This is a genomic window from Ruegeria sp. O11, assembly GCF_056535285.1.
In genome coordinates this window covers 1-17,490 of the sequence record NZ_JBQERS010000020.1, presented here as the reverse complement: position 1 = coordinate 17,490, position 17,490 = coordinate 1, and the positions used below count along the sequence as shown (strand labels likewise).

Here is a 17,490-nt window from a genome sequence, read left to right as displayed (position 1 = left end):
CATTCGCGCACTGCAGCGTCCAGCCATATCCGGCATGAGACATCGGCAGGTCATTCCCGAGTGGAAGCTCGAGACATGCAGAAGCCAATCGCTGGGTGCGTAAGCCACGACGACTGGAAGGCCAAAAATGAACACCCCATCTGACAACAGCCCATTCACGGTTCCAAAAGGGAATTTTCGCGGTCACGATCAGCAAGGTGTCTGGTCAGAAAACTACGACCCGGAATTGACCGAGGTTGGTCCGGGAACACCCTGCGGCGAGTATCTGCGCCGGTTTTGGATGCCCGTCGCCATGACTGATCAAATTGGAGATCTTCCTTATCGCCTCCGAATTCTGGGCGAGGATCTGATCCTGTTTCGCGAAAAGAAAAATGGCAGGCTGGGATGCACCCATCTGCATTGCTGCCACCGAAACATGAGCCTGGAATTCGGCATCGTGGAAGAAGGCGGCATTCGCTGCTCTTACCATGGCTGGAAGTATGGCTTGGATGGGACAGTTCTGGAAACACCATGCGAACCCCCTGCGTCTCAGGTCAAGAAAAAGGCCTGTCTCGGTGCGTATCCGATCATCGAATACAAAAGGTTGGCTTTTGCCTATATGGGTCCGGCAGATAAGACCCCGCCTTTCCCGGTTATGGATACCTTCGATGATGAAGGTGATGAACTGGTACCGTATCTCATCAAGTCACCCTGCAACTGGCTGCAGGTGATGGAGAACGCGTGGGACCCGTTTCATGTGGTCTATCTGCACACCAAGGCTGCGCGGGTGCAGTTCCACGAAGCATTCGCGCATATGCCGATGATTGAGTTTCACGATAGTCAGACCGGCGATTTCTATACCAATGTGCGTCGGGATGGTGATTTCATCTGGGTGCGAGTACATGACCACATGTTGCCATCGTTCACTCAGAATGGCGGGCATTTCCCAATTCCGGATCGATCAAGGTACTTTGGACGCGGTGGGCTGTCACGATGGATCACTCCGATTGATGATACCAACACCATGGTCATCGCATGGCGTCACTTTCGGGAAGAGCGGTTCAACGACGACCCGCGCGGCATGACCAATCGGGACGAAGTGGGCTTTGGCAAAACCGATTTCTACGGCCAGGGTCCGGATCGCCCCTATGAAATGCGGCAACGCGATCCCGGTGATTATGATGCCTGGGTCAGCCAGGGCCCAATCAACATCCATGCCCGAGAGAACCTGTCATTCACAGATCGTGGCGTGGCCAAGGCGCGCCGGATGTTGCGCAACGCGATCCGGGCCCTGGCAAATGGAACTCCACCTGCACAGCCAACTGACAATTTCAAGGGTATAATCCCGACTTATGCCGGGGATACCGTGTTGAAAATCCCGTTGCAGGAAGGTCGTGATGATGGCGCCCTGCAGAAAGAAGTCTCGTTCAAGGTTGCTGATATTCTGAGGTCCGGCGATTATCTGCAGGGGTTTGAGCGCCGCACTTTCATCGAAAATGCTTTGAAAGAATACGAGGCAAGCTGGTCATGAGCACGCGAATCCCTCACAACCCGGGGCGGGTTGATTGGTCGGGCGAGAACCCGGGCATCTATCTGAAACAGCAGCCCGATCAGGCCTATTACGATACGCTGGCGTTGTTCTTTCGCGTGGTTCTGTCGCCATATGGGCGTGGTCATGCAGCAATTGTATTGGGCGCTCCGGACGAGGCCAGCGGCTGGCCGAAAGTCCCAAACCTGATCATGACCGACAACCAGCGTATGATGCGTTGGATCGTTGAAGGATGGGTATCCAAGATGCCAACATTTGTTGGCAAACCGGGCTTGCAGGCCATGACCTGGCTGGATTGTGACAGCGTTGAAAAGCGGCCCGGTGACCTCAAGACACGCTATTCCGAGACCTTGCGTGGTTCGGGTGTGACATTGGACATGATCTGGCAGGATATGGGGCCACCGCTGCCGGTGGAAGTCACACGCGAAAACTCGGCGACCAAAGAACACGAGATGTATTCCGTATTTCTTGAGGCCAAACAGGCTCAGGTCAGGATCAACGGCACCGCCCTGCGTGGTCAGGTGGCAGATCGCCAATTCTTTGGACGCACGATGAGCACGGCCTTTCTGGCCTTCTCGGAAACCTGGGTTACCCCTGCGGAGGACACCTGATGCCCCTGAACGAGCCCATCACCCCCGGCGTTGTTGACTGGACAGGCGAAAACCCGGGCATCCTGCTTAAAGACGAGAATGGCAATTTTAGCGCCATGGCGCTATTCTTTCGGGTGGCTTGGTCTCCGGTCGGTCAGGGGCAGGTGCTGTTGCTTCTGGGATCGCCTGATCAGGTTGAGGGTCCACCGAATGCCCCAAATGTCATCCTCAGCGACAATCCCGAACTAACCGCGTTCCTGAAAAAGAACTTTATCAGTAAACTGGCTGCCTTTGCCAATGCGCCTTCGTTCGCAACCCTGCCTGAAATTGGGGCACATGCCGTGCGCAGTTCGGGCGACCCGATGAGCCATCGGTATACCGAAACAATTGCAGGCGGCCCTTTGACGGTTGAGCTGATTTGGGAAGGCTTCGAAGCACCTCGTGCATTGGAACTGTCCCCGCATGAGGTCGCATCGGGTGAGCAAAACATGTTCTCGCTACTGGTTCCTGCCCATGCGGCCCAGATCATCGTCAATGGCCACGTGTTGCCGGGCAAGTTGGGTACGCGCGTGCAGGCCGGGTACGAGACCACAACCGCATTTCTCTATTTCTCGGAAACTTGGATCATTCCTCCGGAGGGATTATGACCCTGCACCCGTCAGACCAGTTGGCCTTTGATCGGGCGATGGTAACGCAGCCGGTCTGGAATCGATTCAATACCGCAGCTGACGCGCTTGACCTGCCAGAAAATGTACTGTTGCACGCAGGTCCAGCCTTTTCGCGCCCCACGGATATCACCGCTCCGATCCTCAATTCAGCTTGTGTTGCTGCAGTCTGGGAAGGTCTGTCCCGCGACTTTGACCAGGCCGAAGCGATGATCATGGCAGGTGAGATCGCGTTACGCCCGGCACAGGATCACGACGTCGTCACACCGCTGGCAGCCGTGGTGTCCGCCTCCATGCCGTTGCATTCGGTCTACGACGCATGGCGCGGTCAGACGCGGGTTTTCTCCCCGATCAATGGTGGTGCACGCCCGTCGCTGCGATTGGGTCTGCGCTCGGACGCTGTCCTCGAACATATCCGCTGGCTGAACACGCGCTTTCTGGATGCGCTGCAAAACGGTCTGGCCGAAGGGATTGCGTTGGTTCCATTGGCGGTTACGGGGTTGGTAGGTGGCGATGATTGCCACGGGCGCACACCCGTCGCAACAGAAGCGTTGGTTGATGAACTTAAGGACCGCACACCCGGTGGCATCAATGACGAAGATGTTCTGGAGTTCATGGCGAACTCTCCTTCGCTGTTCCTGAATCTCTGGATGGCGGCGACCAAGCTGATGATGAAGCTTGCCGAAGGTGTCGACGGCTCCAGTTTTGTGACGGCAGCAGGTGGAAATGGGCGAGAGGTTGGCATTCAGATCTCGGGCCTGCCGGGACGGTGGTTTACTGTTCCCGCAGCACCGCCCAGGGGTCGCTTTGATACCGACTTACCCGAAGATCGCGCCCTGGGCGCCATCGGAGACAGCGCCGTGGTCGAAGCCTTTGGTCTTGGTGCCATGGCCATTGAACTTAGCCCCGAGCAGAAAAAGGTTCTCGGCGCTTATCTACCTGACAATTCCAACGCACGGGTGACAGGTCTGTCAGCAGGTTCTCATCCCTATTTTCGTTCTCTGGATATTCGGCTTGGCTCAACTGCGCGCGGAGCGGTGGCGCAAGGTTCTGGTCCAGCAGTTGGGCTTGGCATACTTGATAGGTTGGGTCAGGCTGGTCGGTTGGGTGGTGGCATATATGACATGCCCGTCGATCCATTTTCAGCTGCTGTTAAAGCACTCAAGGCATGAGTGATTTATGTCGCCGCAGCGCGCACGAACTGGCCCGACTGATCTGGATAAGAGAAGTCAAGCCATCGGAGGTCATGCAGGCACATCTCGAACGGATCGCACTTCGCGAACCTGTGCTTGGGGCATTTCAGCACCTTGATGCAGATCGCGCCATGGATCGGGCACTGGCTGCCGATAATCGGCAATCAGACGGGCCGCTCCATGGTGTCCCATTCGTAATCAAGGATATCATCGATACCGATGACATGCCGACCGGTTGGGGCAGTGACCTGTATTCTAATCGACAACCGGTAATGAACGCGGCCTGCGTTCAAATGCTTCTCGATGTGGGCGCCATTCCTATCGGCAAAACAGTTACGACCGAGTTCGCTTATTTCCGGCCCGGCAAAACTGCGAACCCGCACAATCCAGACCATACTCCGGGCGGCTCATCATCGGGTTCCGCTGCAGCAGTCGCTGATTTCATGGCTCCGCTGGCCTTTGGATCACAGACGGCGGCATCATTGATCCGACCGGCTGCATATTGCGGAGTTTATGGATTTCGCCCTACGATCCATGGCTACCCGCTTTCCGGTGTGATGAGGTTGTCACCAAGCCTTGATACGCTTGGGGTACTCGCCCGTCATCCATATGATCTTGCACTTACCGATGCGGTTCTACGCGGCATCGAGCCGCCTCAACGCGCGCGTTTTGAGGACAGTTTGCCGCGGATCAGCCTGATGCGCGGACCACACTGGATGGATGGCTCGATTGAGATGCGTGACACCTGCACCCGTGCTATGTCCGCCATTGCAGCCGCAGGATCGGAATCTGGCGAAATTGCCTACCCTGCTATTTTTTCTGAACTAACCTCGGCACATCACACTGTAATGGCATATGAGACCGCACGATTACACCGCGTTGAATTTGAAATGGGATTGCCTGCGATCAGTCCTCAATTTCACGCGCTGATCGAAGCCGGGTTAAAGATCAGCGAGGTGGATTACCAGCATGCTCTGATCCTCCGTGATCGCGCTGGATTAGTATTGGAACAGATTTTTGGGGATACCGATGCCCTTCTAGTGCCATCTGCGCCAGGTTCGGCCCCAGTGGGCCTTGAAGCGACTGGAGATCCCTTGTTCTCGCGCATGTGGAACCTTTTGCAGGTTCCTTCGATCGCCATCCCATTTGGGACCGACCAAAATGGATTGCCACTAGGGATACAGCTTGTCGCGCCAAAGGGCTATGACGCCCGGCTTCTGGATATTGCGCAATGGGTCAGTAGCATCCTAAACCCATTGAGTTGAATTTTTCCGGTTCGTCTAACCGATTAACGGCAACAATATCGCCAACGAAATTGGTATGCTAACGGCTGCTATCAATGTCTGAAGCGTGACGATTGCGGCCATCAAAGGCGCGTCCCCGCCTAGTTGCTTGGACAAAGTGTACGATGAAGCCCCCGTAGGCACCACGGAATAGACCACTGCAATCTGCAAAACATCCTGAGGTAACCCGACAAGTATTCCGATACATAGCGCAGCAACCGGAAATACCATCATCTTGCCGACAATAGCCAGCATTAGAGGGAGCGCACTCGCCGCCATCGCCCGGACACGCAGGTTTGCGCCAACAGCCAGCAGAGTAATGGGCAATGCGCCCGCCCCAAGAATGTCAGCCACCTCGTGGACAACAGGAATGCGGTCACCGATCATCTGGTTGGCCCCAATCGCCAATAGGATTGAGATGACATAGGGATTTCGCCCAAGCTCACGCAGGATAGCGACCGGCAATCGGGTCGCAGAATCCTGTTTCAGTGCCCCCACCATCATGACCACCATGACGATGTTGGTGATAGGCACCAATATGGCTGTCGCCAGAATAGCGATGTCAAACCCCACTGGACCGTAAAGATTGGCTGCAAGCGCAAGGCCTATGAATGAGTTATGTCGCGCACTTCCCTGCAAGATCGACGTCGCCTGCGGTGCCGCATATCCCATCAGACGGGCACTGATGACTGCAAATACCAGCGCCGCCAAAAACCCACCCAATATGGTCATCGAATAAAGGCCAAGCGCAGATTTATCTAACGGCGATAACGAGATCTTCGTGAATAACAGGCAGGGCATCAAAACCCAATAAACCAGCTTGTCATTCAGGTTCCAGAAATCGGTGCTGGGAATTCCACCTTTACGAAGGGCCAGACCCAACGCGATAATCAAAAAGATCGGTAATATCGAAGTCAGAATTGTAAGCATCTCAAATCAATAATAAATCTGGGCTGCACTTCGATATACTGTCATACTGTGATATTCTACACAACTCGACCGCCACCCATTCAAGCGCTTTCGTCCGTGTCTTCTTCGATCACAGCCATTGCATCAATTTCAACCAACAGTGAAGGGTCGGCCAAGCCTTGCACGACAACCCCGGTCGAACAGTGATGCACGCCCTCGAACCAGCGGTTGATCGCCTCGTAAACGGCGGGCCGGTAGGAAATATCAGTGACATAGACCGTCAGCTTGCAAACATCGGCAAGGCTGCCTCCGGCCTCTTCCATCCAGCGTTGAATATTGCGGCAGGCCTGATCCGCCTGGGCACCAGGATCACCTTCGCCGATGAGTGTCCCATCCAGCAAGGTTCCAACTTGGCCCTGCATGAAGACAAAATCGCCCCGCGCCCGGATCGCCTTGGAATAGGTCGCCTGAGCGTGATAGCGGGTTTGATATTTGTGAATATGTGTTCGTGCCATTCGCTTTTTCCCTCTAAGCGACGGCACGGGAAAGATAATCCTCGACCATATCGCCAAAGCTCTGCTCTACGGCAAATTCAAAACCATCTTCACACCGCATAATTAGTGCTTTGAGGCCAAACAATTCAGTATAGGTCACGGTTTCTTCGCCGAACTCAGTTTCATGTATATCCAACGGACACGCAATGGACATCACTTCATCCGCTTGCGGACCGGTCATTCGAAAGAATGTCAGCGTATCCGAAACCCGCACGATGCTGATTTCCGCCGGGCAATTGGTTGGGCTGAGGCGTTTCTCCAGTTCGGCTTCCTGCTCCAGCGGAGCGCGCGCGATCCAGTGGTTTCGCCCGACATGATACAATTCGACTGAAGCTTGACCTGACCGCGAGTTTGGCCGCTCTGGCAGTGTCGGTAGAACATCAGCTGCCCAGTTTTGAATGGCAGCTGAACTCCCTTTGAGATCGAACAGCGCGTTTAGGGGTTGGCGCACTATTGCCACGTTATAATTCATCTCAGGACCTCAAGAGCTTGCCGTCGGGATCGTGGAACACCGGCTTGGTGATTTTGACCGGGATCACGTCATCTTTCAGGCGGACATGAGCAGTTTCCCCGTGTCGGCTATGACCATTCTTCAGCAATGCCAACCCGACCCAGCGATCGTTCACAACACTCCAGACGCAGGCAGTTACGAGGCCTTCGGTGGCCTCATTACGACCTCCGGGGGTTAGCGGCGCGCCTTCTGGCACTTGCCTGTTGTGATCTTCGGGTAGAATGCCCACCAACTCCCGCCGAGTTGCTGTTCCTTCGCGACGCAGCTGTATCGAGCGTTTGCCAAGATAGTCTGTCTTTTTCTTCGACATTGCCCAACCCATCCCAAGGTCAAGGGCATCCACTGTGCCGTCGACTTCGTGTCCCAGCGACAGGAAACCCTTTTCGACACGCAGCACGTGGCTCGATTCCGAGCCCACCGGGAGGATCCCAAAGGGGGCGCCTGCTTCCATCACCTTGGCCCATAACGCCGCCATGTGGCGTGGGGCAACATTGACTTCAAAGGAAAGTTCACCCGTGAAACTGACGCGAACGATGCGCGCGGGAAAACCTGCGACGGTCCCATCCCTGAAAGACATGAATGGAAACGCCGCGGGCGACAGGTCGATGTCTGTGTCAAGAGCCTGCATCACATCGCGCGCGCGCGGGCCGCAAATCGTGGCGTTGTTCCATTGGCTTGTCACTGTTGTGATCATCACCTGCCAATCCGGGAATTCTGTCTGAAGCAGCTTTTCCATATGCTGATTTATTGAATCCGCATGACCGGTAGAGGTGGAAACAAGCCATCTGTGTTCATCAAGCCGGAACACCACGCCATCATCCAGGATCAGCCCATCATCCGATAGCATCAGCCCGTAACGACCATTGCCAGGCGTCAGCGAAGACATCACGTTCGCATAGATAAAATCCAGGAATTGCGGGACATCGCGGCCTTTCAACTCGAATGTCCCTAACGGTGAGCCATCATAGACGCCAACGCCTTCCCGAACGGCACGGCATTCACGGTTCACGGCGTCCTGCAGGCCTTCAACCTGTTGAGGGAAATAACCGGGGCGCCGCCAACGCGCACCGGCCTCATACATGACCGCGCCATTGTCTTTGTTCCACTGGGTTACGGGCGTGTGCCGATACGGGAACAGAACCGAATCCTCGCGTAGCCCGCCGATCGCACCGAAGGACACAGGCGTGTAGGGCGAGCGGAAAGTGGTTGTTCCGACCTCTTGCAACGGCACACCTTTTTGCATCGCAACAGTGCCGATGATGTTGGTGTTCCCGGTCTTACCCTGATCAATACCCATGCCGCCGGTGGTATAGCGTTTGACGTGTTCGACATTGTCATAGCCCTCGAGCAAAGCCAGATGCACATCACTGACAGACACGTCATTCTGAATATCCAGAAACGCCTTTCCGCGCTGGTCAGGTAGGTCTACCCGCCAAAGAGGTTCGATCTCATATGGAAGTTCCTCACCCCCATCGATAATCTGATCAAGTGTCAGTTGCCCAGCCGCTGCGCCAACCGCTGTGCAGTTCTGCACTGGTTGATAAGGAAGAAAGGCAGCCAAATCTTCGTCAAACCTTAGCGTGCTGCGAGATTGAGACCACAAATGTACAGTCGGGTTCCATCCCCCTGAATGCGCAAGCAAATCGCATTCAATCCAGTTTACAGAACCCGATGAGGAAACGGCTTTTACTGCTTTGACCCCTTTATGACCGCGCACATCTCCAACAACGTTTGAAGATTGCACAGTGATTTCGGGCACCAATTCCAGTGCAGCCTGAGGTACGCTTGAGCGACTGTCGAGTATAGCCTCAATCCGCACCCCTGCCGCGATCAGATCAGAGGCGACCGCATATACACTGTTGTTGTTGGTAAACAGGACCACTCTTTTTCCGGGGATAACCCCCCATCGGTTGAAATAGGCCTGTACCGACGATGCCAACATAACCCCGGGCCGGTCGTTGTTGCAGAAGACCATGGCGCGTTCGGTTGCGCCTGTGGCGATAACCACTTCCCCTGCCCTCACGCGCCAAGAACGCTCAATGATGCTTCCCTGTACAGGATTACGCTCATTTACAATCAGCAAATTGTGTTCGCGATATGCCCAGACAGTCGCATTCTGCAGATGGATGACATTGGCCATCCCGCGCAGCTCCTGAGCGGCATCCTCCACCCAACCCATTGCAGATTGACCGTCGATGGATAGGTTGCGGTTCAACAGGCTGCCGCCTGCCTCAGAGCCTTCGTCGGCAAGGAATACGCGCTTACCCGCCCGTCCCGCCTCAAGCGCTGCCTTCAGTCCGGCGGGGCCTGCGCCAGCGACCAAGACATCAGCATGGGCGTGGCGCGCTTCGAAATGCCCCGAGGATGGCGGCTGAGCCGGTGCAGCAGCCAACCCGGCAGCTTTGCGAATTGAAGGCTCAAAAAGATGCCAATTGGGCCATTTGAACGTCTTGTAATAAAAACCGGCCGGTATGAAACGGCTGAGCAGTTGATTTATACCGCCAATATCAAACTCGGGCGATGGCCAGCAATTCACCGAACGCGCGCTTAGCCCGTCGCGCAAAGGGACGGTGGTTGCCGGGTGGTTTCCCGAGGCATCCTCACCATCCAGCTCCACCAGTGTCGCGGGTTCTTCGGGACCATGACCAACAATGCCACGAGGGCGGTGATACTTGAAACTGCGCGCCGTAATACGAACACCGTTGGCCAATAAGGCCGAGGCAAGAGTATCGCCTTCAAACCCCTCATAGGATTTGCCATTGAAGGTAAATCGCAGAGTTCGGCTTCGATCAATCCGCCCACCAGATGCACAGCGGTTATTCTGAGTCATCTGGGGCCTCCACGATGTCATGGGTCCGGGTATCACGCCAAATCGTGACCCACTCGCCACAACCTCGCGCATGCCACCACCGTTCCTGAACCGGGCCTAAGGGGTTTGGCACCACGGTCAGATACTCGACCCATTCCGCGTCGCTAACGCTGTTCGGGTCGGGGCGGTCTGCACCGACCGCGCCTCCAAAGATAAATTCGCTTTCATTACGTTTGCCGCAGAATGGGCAGGGAATTAGCATCATGAACCTTACCCTCCTAACGCGCCGTGGTTGTCCCGGCTTCCATCACAAAATCCAGATGGCGAAACCGGTTGAGCGTAAACGAAGACATCAGTGGATGAGGCTCGCCCTTGGCCACCAGATAGGCAAGCGTCAACCCACCGGCGGGGATAGCCTTGTATCCGCCCCACCAACCGGCTGTTACAAACAAACCCGGCAAGTCTGTCTGATCCATAATGGGTGAGGCATCGTGAGCAATGTCCAGATGCCCGCCCCATTGACGCATAAGTTTGAGTTTCTTGAACGACGGGAACAGGGAAAGCATCGCGGTTACCGTGTCTTCAAACACGTTCTGCTTAATATCGCGTCGGAAACTCTGACCCATATCCGGTGCGCCACCGATCACCATTTCTCCCTTGTCGGATTGGCTGAAATAGAACCCGCTGTCAGGGCAGTTCACTATGACGTCCACTAATGGTTTCACCGGCTCGGACACAAATGCCGTCAAGTTCATCGTGCGCAAAGGTAGCTTCAGCCCGACGGTTTCGGTCAACGTTGTGGTATGGCCTGAGACGGCGACAACAACTTTTTTGGCACGAATCCTACCGCGATTGGTTTCGACACCGCTGATATGGCCATCAGCCCCGCGGATCAGAGATTGAACTGCGGTTTGCTGGTGTATCTCGACCCCAAGCGCATCAGCCGCGCGCGCATATCCCCACGCCACTGCATCATGTCTGTTCACGCCAGCATCCGTATGCACCATGCCGCAAATTACAGGCAAACGCGCGTCCGGGCCGCCCCCGGTCAGCGCGGGTATTCTTCTACGCAGTTCGATCTCCGATATCTGTTCATATGTCGATCCATAAATATCCATCGCAAGTTGCCGTCGCCTGAGCTCGCGCAACTTGGGCCAGGTTTGCACAACATCCACCATGGTGCGCTTCGAATGCATCATGTTGAAGTTCAGTTCGTGCGTCAGACCCTCATACATGGCGACGGATTTGACGTAGAAGGGGATCGACTCGTCCCGCATGAAATTGGATCGGATGGTCACCGTATTACGAGCGATATTGCCACCACCTAGCCAACCTTTTTCAACCACAGCGACGTCTGTAATGTCGAATTCTTTGGCGAGATAATAGGCGGTCGCAAGACCGTGCCCCCCAGCACCTATCACAACAACCTCATACTGGTCTTTGAGCGGGGGGGAACGCCAAGCCCGCGACCAGTTTCGGTGCCCTGAAAGTGCATTCCGGGCGAGCGAGAACACAGAATATTTTTGCATGTTGATCCCAATATTGACCACAAGCAATGTACGGTCAATAAATTATTTTACCATCACGCAAAACTATTGGCCGTTTAACCAAATTGTTGTACGGTGAGTCATGAACTTCCGCATTAAACAGTTTCACCGGAACCTCGCTGGCAAATGGTCTGCCCGGTCGCGGTGGCCTTGTTTCATCATCAATTGCCGCAGTTCTCCATCTTACTGACACCACGTGGATCGCGGCGCTTCGCGCCAATTTACGAACCCGCCCGGAAACGGAGTGGAAACTAAATGGATGGATCAGATGAACAAGCCAAATGAACTTAAGGACACACAGGAATCTTACGCGCGCGACGGCGTCGTATTGTTAAAGAACATCCTGTCAGACGACTGGCTAAGCAAATTGCAGGATGCAGTTGATACCGAAGTCACAAAAGGTGACCGATACTTTGCGTATAAAAATATGCGCGAAAACCCCGGCACTTTTCAGGACTATTGCCTGACATCGGATATCGGACAACGCGTAGCTGAGGTATCAGGCAGTCCGTGGACATCGTTAATCTATGACCAGATTTTCGTAAAAGAGCCGGGAACGCGGACTCAAACCGGATGGCACACGGATCAGCCCTATTGGCCCGTGGCAGGACCGATCATGACAATGTGGATCGCACTTGACCCGGTTGACCCCGACAATGGAGCACTGGAATTTGTGCGTGGATCACATGCATGGGGCGCAAAATACCGGCCTTTCAAAACCGATCAGCAAGGCGGTTTCCTGCACTATCTGGAAGAAGATAATCCGGATTACATAGACATGCCGGATTTTGAGGCCGACCGTGCCCAATATGACATCTTCCACTTTGAAAACATGAAACCAGGCGACGCACTCGCCTTTGACGGAATGACCGTACATTCGGCTATGGGCAATCGGACTTCGACACGTCGCAGGCGCGGATACGCAATTCGATTTGCTGTCGAAGGTGCGACCTATGAACCTCGGGATTCGGTTACAGAATGGCTACATGACGATAGTTTGAGACCCGGCGCACCCTTTGCAGGGGGCCGGTTTCCAATCATCTATGAAACTGCCTAAGATACGGGGCCGGCGATCCGGCCCCGAACCAGAAATCAGGCCTGCTTTAACGCGCTTTCGGTTACCGTTGTTTCAGCTTCAATCGCCCGATCCAAAACGCGCCGATAAATCTTTGCCCCGGCATCCAGACCCAGATCGATATGAGGCGTCTTTGCGTTCTTCATGCCCTTGTGCACCTCTTCCAATACTTCTTTATCCTCAATAAACGCCATCCGGGCACCATCGTTCATGAATTTCGAAACCTCTGCATTGTCAGGGTCAGAGTTACGATGCTGGAACCAGAAATATCTGGTTTCATCTTCGTTTATCGGTGTCATGAAATTGTACGAAATATTGATAAAGGTCTGCTCCACCGGATCTTTGTCATAGCCGCCGGTGCCGACTGGCGTATAGATGGATTTGTTCAATCCGATCGCCGGGAGGCACATCTCATAATGCTGCAGGCGATCACAATCGCCTTCAAATGCGACCAGTTTGGAGTAGTAAGGCGACGGCGGCTTATTCTCGATCCAGCGAGAAACGATCACGCCTCGATCGGTTTTTTCAACATTCAGGGGCTCTTCATCCGTTCCGGCCCCTGCAAATGAAGAGACGTGAACCCAGGCCACATGGCTGGGATCAAGCAGGTTGTCACAGACCCAAAGGTAGTGGCAATCGATGTCCATCACGCCGCCATCGGTCATGCCCCAGGTTGGGTTGTCAAAGTTCTCGATAGGGAAAATCAGATCAGGGTTGGCCAACTCGGGATCGCCCATCCAAATCCAAAGCAGGCGATAGCGATCAACAACCGGATAGGATTTCACGACCGCGCGGCGGGGCGTCATCCCGCGCTGTGTCGGGCTATCCGTGCATTTCCCCGAGCAATCGAAGGTCAATCCGTGATAGCCGCATTCTACGGTGTCTCCTATCAGATTCCCTTTCGACAATGGCAGCTTACGGTGTGGGCAAGCATCTTCCAACGCGACCGGAGTGCCATCTTGCTGTCGATAAAGCACAACATTTTCACCCAGATAGGTTTCCGCTTTCAGCTCACGGCCGATATCCTTGCTCCAGGCGGCGACATACCAACAATTCCTGAGATACATGGGCTGCTCTCCTTATCGATCCGGTAGCTAGGGGCATTATGGCATTCGATTGGCAATACGCCATGCCGGATTGGTAATAAAAGATATAAGGTGGGCTAATTCGAATTTGGCGCAAGCGGTGGCAAGTCTGGCTGAGCTGCTGCTTCGGCTTTTATCCAGTTCAGAAACTCGTTGACCTTCTGGCTATCCTTTGTCTCTGGGCGTCGCACAAGCCAATATGATAAAGGCGACAAGGTCATTTCCGAAAACGGACGAACTAGCCTGCCATCACATAGTGCATCAATGACCAATGGCTCGCGGCCTAACGCTACGCCCAACCCTTCGATAGCGGCTTGAATGACCATATTTGACTGCCCCAATCGGCGTGTCCGCGGGGATGAAGGCATGGTCAAGCCACTCTGCCGTGCCCAGAATTCCCAAGTAGGGCTGGATGTGCCGTGATGGAGGTTCTCATCAACGAGCAACGTATGTTGCGCCAAATCCTGTATGCTTGTCAGCGATGAGGCAAGTGAAGGGGCGCAAACCGGAAACAGTCTTTCCCGCATCAATAAATCAACTTCCAACCCCGGATATTCTCCAAGCCCGTATCGGATACCGATATCTGAATCCGCTCCAGAGAACGGGTGGTAACCGGTGTCGGTCGCAATTGATATTGAAAGGTCAGGATGCGCCAGATCGAAGTGCAGTAGCCTTGGAAACAACCAGTTAAAAGCAAATCCAGGAAGACATGAGATGACTATTGTTCGATCCGAGCGTGTGCGATCCCGCAATTGGGCGCACACTTCTGATATGCGTCCCAATCCTTCTGCAATAGCCAGCGCGAGTTGTTCGCCTTCCCGGGTTGGACGCGATTGCCGCGCACCTCGCACGAGTAAATCCCTGCCCAACCACTCTTCCAGTGTCCTGACATGCTGACTAACCGCGCTCTGACTGACCCCCAACTCGTCGGCAGCAGGAGAAAATCCAGAATGGCGCACGGCCGCCTCAAAGGCGCGCAATGCAGAATAGGGCAGGTTCAGGATCATATTAGTGACCCTAATGTGAGCCATTAATACTTTCAAATGGATTAGCTCCCGCATCGGATCGTAAATTTGAGATACTAAGCAATCAGGATGTGTCGATGTCTGATATGACGCCGGAGCGGGGCGCTCAAAATCTGCTGATCAACTGCGCCCGCGCATCTACGGGCGACAAGTTGTTGATTGCATATGAACCGCCCGAGTTTGGGTACTTCGATGCTGAATGCGTAGATGTCGTGAGCCGAGTAGCCCATAAGCTGGGAATGACCGTCGATACCGTCGATGTCGGCTTTAACCCCGACAATCCGCATCTGACACCTGATCTTATGGCCCGGTTCGAAGAAGCAGACATTATTCTGTTCCTTGCCCGGCTTGGGGATCAATTGCGGTTTTCGGATATGCCGCAGGGCAAAAAGATTATTGTCAGCTTTGCATTGTCCAAAGAGATGCTGGGCTCGGGCTTTTCTAATGGCCACCACAATGCGTTCATGGAGCTTAAGGCCGATATCAACGCAGTGCTGGACTCATCGACTGAGGTACGCCTGACCTGCCCGCTGGGCACTGATGTTCGTGGCCGACCGATTATGAACCTGAAACCAACAGGTGACACCTCGATCCTGCGCTTTCCAATGTCCGTCTTTACCCCTGTTCCGGCTTACAGTTTCTCAGGTCGCGTAGCTATCAGTTTTCTGACTGGAACAGGTTCGAAATACTATGACGACTATACGATTGAATTCGACCGCCCGGTCTTTGCAATAATGGAGAACGGGCGGTTGCTGCGTTTCGAAGGCGACCCTGCCAATGCGTTCAAAGCCGAAGCACATTATGACCGGGTCGCAGGATATTTAGGTATCGACCGTAGCTTCGTTCATTCCTGGCATGCAGGCATTCACCCAGGCTGTGGTTATCCATGGGACATGCGCGACAACTACGAACGCTGGGGCGGGTCTGCCTTTGGCAACCCGCGCATCCTGCACTTCCACACCTGCGGGGCCTACGCACCCGGTGAAATCAGCTGGAATGTCATCGACCCGACAATCGAGATTGACGGCGTGACCTACTGGAACAACGGTGTTTTCCATGCGGATCGGTTGCCCAACGGGCAGACCATTCTGGATCAATACCCTTGTGCCGCAAGCCTGTTCGAATATCCCGACCCTGATATCGGATTAAGGGTCGCGAGCTGATCAATCGCGGCTTGATCGAATCATCACCTGTCGAAATAATCTTGTTAATAGGACCTGATCGAGTTGGTCCTATGGTGCGGAGCACTCCCGTCTCCGGTGCCGGTATATGCGTAGAGGGCAAGACCCCCGCTCCGGCAAACTCATGGAAATCACATGTCAAAAGCTATCGTCACGCCGCTGACTCAGGCACTGGCCGAAGGAAAACTGACGCGCGAAGAACTCAAAGGATTCATGCAACGCTCGAACGCGCCTGGATTGCGTCATCTTGCACTTTGGATTTTGGTACTGACCTGCACCACAACTCTGATCACCCTGGCTTGGAACAGTTGGCTGATCTGGCCCGCGATGTTTCTGCAGGGCGTCGTCCTGGTTCACCATTTCTCACTTCAACATGAGTGTGTCCACTACACGGTGTTTCGTACCCGCTGGCTGAACGATCTGGTCGGGCAGATTTGCGGCCTGATTATCATCCTGCCACACCGGTTCTTTCGGTACGAGCATTGTGACCATCACACCTATACCCAACTGACCGGAGAAGATCCCGAATTGATCCCGCTTCCGAAAACACTTGGTCAGTATTTTCTGTATTTATCTGCCCTACCCTACTGGCGCGGCAAATTCACTGAACTGTTCCGGCATGCCTTTGGCAAACTCAGCGACGTTGAACTGCGATTTATTCCCAAAGAAGAACATCAATCGGTCTATTGGGACGCGCGCCGGATGTTGGCCATCTACGCAACGATATTGCTGGCCATGGCGGTCACCGGTTGGTGGGGCTTGATCTGGTACTGGATCATACCACTGTTTCTGGGTGAGCCAGTGATGCGCTTTGTGCGCATGACTGAACATGTTGGTCGGCCCACCGTGGCGCAGATGTCAGAAAATACCCGCACCAATCTCGTGTCAAAACCGATGTCCTTTTTGTGCTGGAACATGAACTATCACGCCGAGCATCACTATGTCGCCTCGGTTCCTTTCCACGCTCTGCCCCGCCTGCATGAAAAGCTAAAGGATCATATCTTTGTCGAAAAAGGCGGTTATCTAGCTGCGCATCGCGACATTCTGCGTCAGATCATGCGACGCAAGACGAGGGCTTGAGTGATGAAAGCAGAAAAACCCTGGCGCGATGTGATCGAAGTATCAAAGCTGGAAGAGAACTGGGTCACGCGCGTGGAAATCGGGCCTCGTATGATTGCGGTGTACGATACACCCAGCGGTGTCTACGCCTCGCTGGCATTGTGTAACCATGGTGGGGCCGATTTATGCGACGGTTATTTTGACGGTCACGTGATCGAGTGCCCATTACATCAGGGCGCATTCGATGTCCGGGACGGCAAGCCCGTTTCAGCACCGGCAACCCGCGTGATGCGCGTATTTGAAACACGGGTGCAAGACGGGATGGTTCAGGTCCGAATGTGACCTGAACCTAGCGCTTTTCAGATCGCTTCTCGAGCCGCGCAAAGATGCGGCTGAGACCGAAACAGACAACAAAATAAAACGCCGCTGTTGTAATCCACGCCTCGAAGATCATCCGGGACGAAGCTACCAGTTCG

The 17,490-nt window shown here is 54.4% G+C and carries 17 protein-coding genes; 9 read left to right on the top strand and 8 right to left on the bottom strand.

What is annotated here, in order from left to right; genetic code table 11:
* Positions 1 to 127: 127 nt before the first annotated feature.
* Genes ACRZ91_RS20920 through ACRZ91_RS20900 form a run of 5 tightly spaced genes read left to right on the top strand, consistent with a single transcriptional unit; the run spans position 128 to position 5,241 of the window.
* Positions 128 to 1,510 carry a Rieske 2Fe-2S domain-containing protein gene (locus tag ACRZ91_RS20920; RefSeq protein WP_480908338.1) on the top strand — a complete coding sequence of 461 codons (1,383 nt, stop codon included), beginning with the start codon at positions 128 to 130 and terminating at the stop codon, positions 1,508 to 1,510.
* Entirely contained in the window at positions 1,507 to 2,139 is a 633-nt protein-coding gene (locus tag ACRZ91_RS20915) for a hypothetical protein (protein ID WP_480908336.1), read from the top strand. Before ACRZ91_RS20920 ends, ACRZ91_RS20915 begins: the two co-directional genes overlap by 4 nt.
* Positions 2,139 to 2,765, top strand: coding sequence for a hypothetical protein (locus ACRZ91_RS20910; RefSeq protein WP_480908334.1), 627 nt, complete (start codon positions 2,139 to 2,141; stop codon positions 2,763 to 2,765). The genes ACRZ91_RS20915 and ACRZ91_RS20910 overlap by 1 nt, the downstream gene beginning before the upstream one ends.
* Positions 2,762 to 3,955 carry a YlbE family protein gene (locus tag ACRZ91_RS20905; RefSeq protein ID WP_480908332.1) on the top strand — a complete coding sequence of 398 codons (1,194 nt, stop codon included), beginning with the start codon at positions 2,762 to 2,764 and terminating at the stop codon, positions 3,953 to 3,955. The genes ACRZ91_RS20910 and ACRZ91_RS20905 overlap by 4 nt, the downstream gene beginning before the upstream one ends.
* On the top strand, positions 3,952 to 5,241 hold the full coding sequence (locus ACRZ91_RS20900; RefSeq protein ID WP_480908330.1) for an amidase: 1,290 nt from the start codon (positions 3,952 to 3,954) through the stop codon (positions 5,239 to 5,241). The genes ACRZ91_RS20905 and ACRZ91_RS20900 overlap by 4 nt, the downstream gene beginning before the upstream one ends.
* Positions 5,242 to 5,256: 15 nt before the next feature.
* Here the strand turns inward: ACRZ91_RS20900 and ACRZ91_RS20895 are convergent, their stop codons facing one another.
* From ACRZ91_RS20895 to ACRZ91_RS20870, 6 genes are all read right to left on the bottom strand, one after another.
* Entirely contained in the window at positions 5,257 to 6,189 is a 933-nt protein-coding gene (locus ACRZ91_RS20895) for an AEC family transporter (RefSeq protein ID WP_260026967.1), read from the bottom strand.
* An 80-nt stretch (positions 6,190 to 6,269) separates the two neighbouring features.
* On the bottom strand, positions 6,270 to 6,683 hold the full coding sequence (locus ACRZ91_RS20890; protein ID WP_480908328.1) for a RidA family protein: 414 nt from the start codon (positions 6,681 to 6,683) through the stop codon (positions 6,270 to 6,272).
* Between the two features lie 13 nt (positions 6,684 to 6,696).
* Positions 6,697 to 7,194: a sarcosine oxidase subunit gamma gene (locus tag ACRZ91_RS20885; RefSeq protein ID WP_480908326.1), complete on the bottom strand. Its 498-nt coding sequence runs from the start codon at positions 7,192 to 7,194 to the stop codon at positions 6,697 to 6,699.
* A 1-nt stretch (position 7,195) separates the two neighbouring features.
* The gene (locus tag ACRZ91_RS20880) at positions 7,196 to 10,063 is read right to left on the bottom strand and encodes a 2Fe-2S iron-sulfur cluster-binding protein (protein WP_480908324.1); all 2,868 of its coding nucleotides are present in this window, start codon (positions 10,061 to 10,063) and stop codon (positions 7,196 to 7,198) included.
* Positions 10,050 to 10,307, bottom strand: a complete 258-nt coding sequence (locus ACRZ91_RS20875; RefSeq protein WP_480608030.1) for a sarcosine oxidase subunit delta — start codon at positions 10,305 to 10,307, stop codon at positions 10,050 to 10,052. Before ACRZ91_RS20875 ends, ACRZ91_RS20880 begins: the two co-directional genes overlap by 14 nt.
* A gap of 13 nt (positions 10,308 to 10,320) precedes the next feature.
* A complete protein-coding gene (locus ACRZ91_RS20870; protein WP_480908322.1) occupies positions 10,321 to 11,571 on the bottom strand; it encodes an FAD-dependent oxidoreductase in 1,251 nt (416 codons plus the stop codon).
* A gap of 286 nt (positions 11,572 to 11,857) precedes the next feature.
* Between ACRZ91_RS20870 and ACRZ91_RS20865 the strand changes: the two genes are divergently transcribed.
* Positions 11,858 to 12,646 (top strand): phytanoyl-CoA dioxygenase family protein, encoded by a 789-nt coding sequence (locus tag ACRZ91_RS20865; RefSeq protein ID WP_480908320.1) that lies wholly within the window; start codon positions 11,858 to 11,860, stop codon positions 12,644 to 12,646.
* Positions 12,647 to 12,681: 35 nt separating this feature from the next.
* Here the strand turns inward: ACRZ91_RS20865 and ACRZ91_RS20860 are convergent, their stop codons facing one another.
* Both ACRZ91_RS20860 and ACRZ91_RS20855 read right to left on the bottom strand, forming a co-directional pair.
* Entirely contained in the window at positions 12,682 to 13,731 is a 1,050-nt protein-coding gene (locus ACRZ91_RS20860) for an aromatic ring-hydroxylating dioxygenase subunit alpha (RefSeq protein WP_480908318.1), read from the bottom strand.
* Between the two features lie 95 nt (positions 13,732 to 13,826).
* A complete protein-coding gene (locus tag ACRZ91_RS20855; RefSeq protein ID WP_480908316.1) occupies positions 13,827 to 14,756 on the bottom strand; it encodes a LysR substrate-binding domain-containing protein in 930 nt (309 codons plus the stop codon).
* 95 nt (positions 14,757 to 14,851) lie between these two features.
* Here ACRZ91_RS20855 and ACRZ91_RS20850 point away from each other — a divergent pair, with 95 nt between their 5' ends.
* The 3 genes from ACRZ91_RS20850 (at position 14,852) to ACRZ91_RS20840 (ending at position 17,356) form a co-directional block, all read left to right on the top strand.
* Positions 14,852 to 15,937 (top strand): hypothetical protein, encoded by a 1,086-nt coding sequence (locus tag ACRZ91_RS20850; protein WP_480908314.1) that lies wholly within the window; start codon positions 14,852 to 14,854, stop codon positions 15,935 to 15,937.
* Between the two features lie 153 nt (positions 15,938 to 16,090).
* Positions 16,091 to 17,035 (top strand): fatty acid desaturase family protein, encoded by a 945-nt coding sequence (locus tag ACRZ91_RS20845; protein WP_010441570.1) that lies wholly within the window; start codon positions 16,091 to 16,093, stop codon positions 17,033 to 17,035.
* Between the two features lie 3 nt (positions 17,036 to 17,038).
* Positions 17,039 to 17,356 carry a non-heme iron oxygenase ferredoxin subunit gene (locus ACRZ91_RS20840; protein ID WP_170774387.1) on the top strand — a complete coding sequence of 106 codons (318 nt, stop codon included), beginning with the start codon at positions 17,039 to 17,041 and terminating at the stop codon, positions 17,354 to 17,356.
* Positions 17,357 to 17,490: the final 134 nt, after the last annotated feature.

Excerpts from the sequence above, each read along its gene's own strand:
- ACRZ91_RS20850 (WP_480908314.1), top strand. The coding sequence starts at position 14,852 with ATGTCTGATATGACGCCGGAGCGGGGCGCTCAAAATCTGCTGATCAAC.
- ACRZ91_RS20905 (WP_480908332.1), top strand. The coding sequence starts at position 2,762 with ATGACCCTGCACCCGTCAGACCAGTTGGCCTTTGATCGGGCGATGGTA.
- ACRZ91_RS20900 (WP_480908330.1), top strand. The coding sequence starts at position 3,952 with ATGAGTGATTTATGTCGCCGCAGCGCGCACGAACTGGCCCGACTGATC.
- ACRZ91_RS20915 (WP_480908336.1), top strand. The coding sequence starts at position 1,507 with ATGAGCACGCGAATCCCTCACAACCCGGGGCGGGTTGATTGGTCGGGC.
- ACRZ91_RS20860 (WP_480908318.1), bottom strand. The coding sequence starts at position 13,731 with ATGTATCTCAGGAATTGTTGGTATGTCGCCGCCTGGAGCAAGGATATC.
- ACRZ91_RS20875 (WP_480608030.1), bottom strand. The coding sequence starts at position 10,307 with ATGATGCTAATTCCCTGCCCATTCTGCGGCAAACGTAATGAAAGCGAA.
- ACRZ91_RS20855 (WP_480908316.1), bottom strand. The coding sequence starts at position 14,756 with ATGATCCTGAACCTGCCCTATTCTGCATTGCGCGCCTTTGAGGCGGCC.
- ACRZ91_RS20885 (WP_480908326.1), bottom strand. The coding sequence starts at position 7,194 with ATGAATTATAACGTGGCAATAGTGCGCCAACCCCTAAACGCGCTGTTC.
- ACRZ91_RS20880 (WP_480908324.1), bottom strand. The coding sequence starts at position 10,063 with ATGACTCAGAATAACCGCTGTGCATCTGGTGGGCGGATTGATCGAAGC.
- ACRZ91_RS20865 (WP_480908320.1), top strand. The coding sequence starts at position 11,858 with ATGAACAAGCCAAATGAACTTAAGGACACACAGGAATCTTACGCGCGC.
- ACRZ91_RS20870 (WP_480908322.1), bottom strand. The coding sequence starts at position 11,571 with ATGCAAAAATATTCTGTGTTCTCGCTCGCCCGGAATGCACTTTCAGGG.
- ACRZ91_RS20910 (WP_480908334.1), top strand. The coding sequence starts at position 2,139 with ATGCCCCTGAACGAGCCCATCACCCCCGGCGTTGTTGACTGGACAGGC.
- ACRZ91_RS20890 (WP_480908328.1), bottom strand. The coding sequence starts at position 6,683 with ATGGCACGAACACATATTCACAAATATCAAACCCGCTATCACGCTCAG.
- ACRZ91_RS20895 (WP_260026967.1), bottom strand. The coding sequence starts at position 6,189 with ATGCTTACAATTCTGACTTCGATATTACCGATCTTTTTGATTATCGCG.
- ACRZ91_RS20920 (WP_480908338.1), top strand. The coding sequence starts at position 128 with ATGAACACCCCATCTGACAACAGCCCATTCACGGTTCCAAAAGGGAAT.
- ACRZ91_RS20845 (WP_010441570.1), top strand. The coding sequence starts at position 16,091 with ATGTCAAAAGCTATCGTCACGCCGCTGACTCAGGCACTGGCCGAAGGA.
- ACRZ91_RS20840 (WP_170774387.1), top strand. The coding sequence starts at position 17,039 with ATGAAAGCAGAAAAACCCTGGCGCGATGTGATCGAAGTATCAAAGCTG.